Annotated in this window: 1 tRNA gene and 3 rRNA genes; all 4 read right to left on the reverse strand. The window is 61.6% G+C overall.

The annotated features are described in order from the left end of the window. Window positions 1-110, reverse strand: a 5S ribosomal RNA gene (rrf, locus tag AB6811_RS13730). A 92-nt stretch (window positions 111-202) separates the two neighbouring features. Further along, a 23S ribosomal RNA gene (locus AB6811_RS13735) occupies window positions 203-3,036 on the reverse strand. A 222-nt stretch (window positions 3,037-3,258) separates the two neighbouring features. After that, window positions 3,259-3,332: transfer RNA gene (locus tag AB6811_RS13740), tRNA-Ala, on the reverse strand. 89 nt (window positions 3,333-3,421) lie between these two features. Continuing rightward, window positions 3,422-4,947 (reverse strand): 16S ribosomal RNA (locus AB6811_RS13745). The 16S, 23S and 5S rRNA genes sit together here with 1 tRNA gene alongside, the layout of an rRNA operon. Between the last annotated feature and the right edge of the window lie 269 nt (window positions 4,948-5,216).

Below are 5,216 nucleotides of genomic sequence, written 5' to 3' on the forward strand. Positions count from 1 at the left end.
GGGGGGCGGCGACCTACTCTCCCGCTGTGACGCAGTACCATCGGCGCTGGCGGGCTTAACTGCCCTGTTCGGAATGGGAAGGGGTGATCCCCGCCGCTGTAGCCACCCAAAGCCCTTACCCGGCTGTTCCGGGCTTATGCCTTTTTTTTATAACGTGACGCGACCGAAGTAGACGGCTCGGGGGGCGGTGACCCGCCCCGCGCCGGGAAAGTCTCGGGCCATTAGTACTGCTCGGCTGAGGCCCTCGCGGACCGTACACCTGCAGCCTATCAACCCCGTCGTCTACGGGGACCCTTGAGGGAGGCCTCATCTTGGGGGGGGCTTCGCGCTTAGATGCTTTCAGCGCTTATCCCGTCCGCACTTGGCTACCCTGCGGTGCGGCTGGCGCCACAACAGGTACACCAGCGGTGCGTCCAGCACGGTCCTCTCGTACTAGTGCCAGGGCCCCTCAGGCCTCCTACGCCCGCAACAGATAGGGACCGAACTGTCTCACGACGTTCTGAACCCAGCTCGCGTGCCACTTTAATCGGCGAACAGCCGAACCCTTGGGACCTTCTCCAGCCCCAGGATGTGACGAGCCGACATCGAGGTGCCAAACCGCCGCGTCGATGTGAGCTCTTGGCGGCGATCAGCCTGTTATCCCCGGAGTACCTTTTATCCTTTGAGCGATGGCCCTTCCATGCGGAACCACCGGATCACTATGCCCTGCTTTCGCACCTGCTCGGCTTGTCGGCCTCACAGTCAAGCGCCCTTGTGCCATTGCACTCCCCGCGCGGTTACCATTCGCGCTGAGGGCACCTTGGGAAGCCTCCGTTACCCTTTTGGAGGCGACCACCCCAGTCAAACTACCCGCCAAGCGGTGTCTCCCGGTCCAACCGGGATTAGATCCCAGGCACGCGAAGGGCCGTATTTCAAGGGCGGCTCCCCGACCCCTGGCGGGGCCGGCTCTCAGCCTCCGGCCTATCCTACACATCGCGCACCCAGTACCAGCGCTAAGCTGCAGTAAAGGTTCACGGGGTCTTTCCGTCCCGTTGCGGGTACGCGGCATCTTCACCGCGACTTCAATTTCACCGAGCTCATGGCCGAGACAGCGCCCAGATCGTTACACCATTCGTGCAGGTCGGAACTTACCCGACAAGGAATTTCGCTACCTTAGGACCGTTATAGTTACGGCCGCCGTTTACCGGGGCTTCGGTTCAGGGCTTCTCCTCGCGGATAACCCCCCCCCTTAACCTTCCGGCACCGGGCAGGTGTCAGGCCCTATACGTCACCTCACGGTTTGGCAGAGCCATGTGTTTTTGGTAAACAGTCGCCTGGGCCACTTCTCTGCGCCCCCGGTTGCCCGGGGGACCCTTTATCCCGAAGTTACAGGGTCAGTTTGCCGAGTTCCTTGGCCATGATTCACTCGAGCACCTTGGGATACTCTCCCCGGCCACCTGTGTCGGTTTACGGTACGGGTGCCGTGGGGCTATAGCTTACCGGCTTTTCTCGGGACCCGCCTCGCGCGCTCGCTTCGCCCGTGGGCTAGGCTCAACGCACCATGTCCGTCGGTACGTGCGCGCCGCGCGGATCCGTCCCCGGATCGCACCCCACGCCAGCTCGGGACTATTAACCCGATGCCCATCGGCTTCCCCCCTCGGGTTCGCCTTAGGACCCGGCTAACCCTGATCCGATTAGCGTTGATCAGGAACCCTTGGCCTTACGGTGTGCGGGTTTCTCGCCCGCATTGTCGTTACTCATGCCTACATTTGCCTTTCCATGCGCTCCACCGCGCCTCACGGCCCGGCTTCCCAGCCCATGGAATGCTCCCCTACCGCTCCCGCCTGAGCGGGAACCCGGGGCTTCGGTGGTACGCTTGACGCCCGCTTATTATCCACGCACGGCCGCTCGACTAGTGAGCTGTTACGCACTCTTTGAATGAATGGCTGCTTCCAAGCCAACATCCTAGCTGTCACTGCAGCCGCACCTCGTTTCCTCGACTTAGCGTACGCTTCGGGACCTTAGCCGCCGGTCCGGGTTCTTCCCCTCTCGTCGCGGGACCTTAGCACCCCGCGGCTCTCTCCCGGGAAACCGCCTCGCGGCATTCGGAGTTCGTCTGGGCTTGATAGGCGGTGAAACCCTCGCACCCAATCGGTAGCTCTACCTCCGCGCGCGTATCCCGAGGCTGCCCCAAAAGGCATTTCGGGGAGTACGAGCTATTTCCCAGCTTGATTGGCCTTTCACCCCTACCCACAGCTCATCCGAGAGCTTTTCAACGCTCACCGGTTCGGCCCTCCATCCCGTGTTACCGGGACTTCAGCCTGGCCATGGGTAGATCGCAAGGTTTCGCGTCTGCCCCGACCGACTATACGCCCTATTCGGACTCGCCTTCGCTTCGGCTCCCCCCGTCCACGGGGTTAACCTCGCCGGTCACGGCAACTCGTAGGCTCATTATGCAAAAGGCACGCCGTCATCCCACCAAGGGGACTCCGACCGCTTGTAGGCGCACGGTTTCAGGCTCTCTTTCACCCCGCTGCTCGCGGTGCTTTTCACCTTTCCCTCACGGTACTGGTCCGCTATCGGTCTTCCGGGAGTATTTAGCCTTGCCGGATGGTCCCGGCTGTTTCGGACAGGGTTTCACGTGCCCCGCCCTACTCAGGGTCCCGCCCGGTCGCTCGCCGCTTTCGCGTACGGGGCTCTCACCCGCTACGGCCGGCCGTTCCAGGCCGTTCCGCCTCGCCGCTCGCAACCTCCTGGCGGCCCTACTACCCCGCCGCGGCCGAAACCGCTGCGGTTTGGGCTATTCCCCTTTCGCTCGCCACTACTCGGGGAATCACTGTTGTTTTCTCCTCCTCCGGGTACTTAGATGTTTCAGTTCCCCGGGTTCGCCTCCCGCCCCCAGGCGGGATGGCACGCCTCCCGCGTGCCGGGTTGCCCCATTCGGAAATCCCCGGATCACCGGCTACATGCGCCTCCCCAGGGCTTATCGCAGCTTGTCACGTCCTTCTTCGCCTCCGGAAGCCTAGGCATCCCCCGTGCGCCCTTTCTCACTTTCCCGGCGCGGAACCGGCCTCCCCGGCCCCGCGCCCGCAACCCCTGGTCCCTCACGGGCCCATGGGTGATCCTCTCTACAAGTCTTTCTTATCTACCTCGGTCTCACCACGTCAAAGAACGTTTAACGAGAAGATAATCGGAGTTAACCATTTAAATTCCAATAATTTGGATAATTATCTTCTGTATTATTTCAAACCTTGAAACTGAAACGTTATTCAGTTTTAGTGGAGAATAAGGGAGTCGAACCCTTGACCCCTAGCTTGCAAAGCTAGTGCTCTAGCCAACTGAGCTAATTCCCCATTAAGTATAACGCGTTTTGGTACCGACCGGATGGGCCGCAGCGACAGCCTGCCCGGGACTCCCCCGCGGGCCGCAGACCCGGCCCCAGAAAGGAGGTATTCCAGCCGCACCTTCCGGTACGGCTACCTTGTTACGACTTAGCCCCAGTCACCGGTCTTACCCTAGGGCGCTCCTCGCGGCCACGCACTTCAGGTACCCCCGGCTCCCATGGCTTGACGGGCGGTGTGTACAAGGCCCGGGAACGTATTCACCGCGCCATGGCTGATGCGCGATTACTAGCGAATCCGGCTTCACGGGGTCGGGTTCCAGACCCCGATCCGAACTACGACCGGCTTTCGGGATCCGCTCCCCCTCGCGGGGTCGCCTCCCTCTGTACCGGCCATTGTAACACGTGTGTAGCCCTGGACGTAAGGGCCGTGCTGATTTGACGTCATCCCCGCCTTCCTCTCGGCTTACGCCGGCAGTCCCGCCAGAGTCCCCGGCTTCACCCGCTGGCAACTGGCGGTAGGGGTTGCGCTCGTTATGGGACTTAACCCGACACCTCACGGCACGAGCTGACGACAACCATGCAGCACCTCGCTCCCGGCCGTTGCCGGCTCACGCCTTTCGGCGTGATTCCAGAAGCGTTCGAGCCCAGGTAAGGTTCCTCGCGTATCATCGAATTAAACCACATGTTCCTCCGCTTGTGCGGGCCCCCGTCAATTCCTTTGAGTTTCAGCCTTGCGGCCGTACTCCCCAGGTGGATGGCTTAATGGTTTCCCTCAGGCACGCGCCCTCGCGGGCGCACACCCAGCCATCATCGTTTACGGCGTGGACTACCAGGGTATCTAATCCTGTTTGATCCCCACGCTTTCGTGCCTCAGCGTCGATCGCGGCCCGGCGAGCTGCCTTCGCTATCGGCGTTCCTCGTGATATCTATGCATTTCACCGCTACACCACGAATTCCACCCGCCTCGACCGCATCCAAGCCCCACAGTATCAGCGGCAGCGAAACGGTTGAGCCGCCACATTTCACCGCTGACTTGCAGGGCCGCCTACGCACCCTTTAAACCCAGTAAATCCGGATAACGCTCGGATCCTCCGTATTACCGCGGCTGCTGGCACGGAGTTAGCCGATCCTTATTCCCCCGGTACCGGCATCCCCCGACGCGTCGGGGTTATTCTTCCCGGGGAAAAGCGGTTTACAACCCGTAGGGCCTTCATCCCGCACGCGGCATGGCTGGTTCAGGCTTCCGCCCATTGACCAATATTCCTCACTGCTGCCTCCCGTAGGAGTCTGGTCCGTGTCTCAGTACCAGTGTGGGGGACCATCCTCTCAGACCCCCTAGCCATCGTTGCCCTGGTGGGCCGTTACCCCACCAGCCAGCTAATGGCACGCATGCCCATCCCGCACCGCCGGAGCTTTACCCGGATGCCCATGCGGGCCCCCGGGGCCATGGGGTATTAATCCGCCTTTCGGCGGGCTATCCCCCGGTGCGGGGCAGGTTGCATACGCGTTACGCACCCGTACGCCGGTCGCCGCCAGCGCATTGCTGCACCGCGCTGCCCCTCGACTTGCATGTGTTAGGCCTGCCGCTAGCGTTCATCCTGAGCCAGGATCAAACTCTCCGCTGTACAGAAAGCTGTCCTACTTACTATCTGACCACCCGGTCCGCGCGTTTCCCCCGCGCGGGGCGTTCCTCTCAGGCTTGACTGTCTTCTTCTTTTACTGCTGCTTTTCCTAAATCGGTACCATCGCGCCAAAGAACTCCTTCCGTATATCGACCCGTACCCCTCCGGGTACGGCCTTACGTATCACCATCTTTTCTCTCCGCTCCCCGCTCCTCCGAACAGGGCTGCAAAGGTAGTAACTTTTTCCGTCCCGCGCAAGGGGTTACCCCAAA

The organism is Tenuifilum sp. 4138str, from assembly GCF_041102575.1.
Classification (GTDB): Bacteria; Bacteroidota; Bacteroidia; order Bacteroidales; family Tenuifilaceae; genus Tenuifilum; species Tenuifilum osseticum.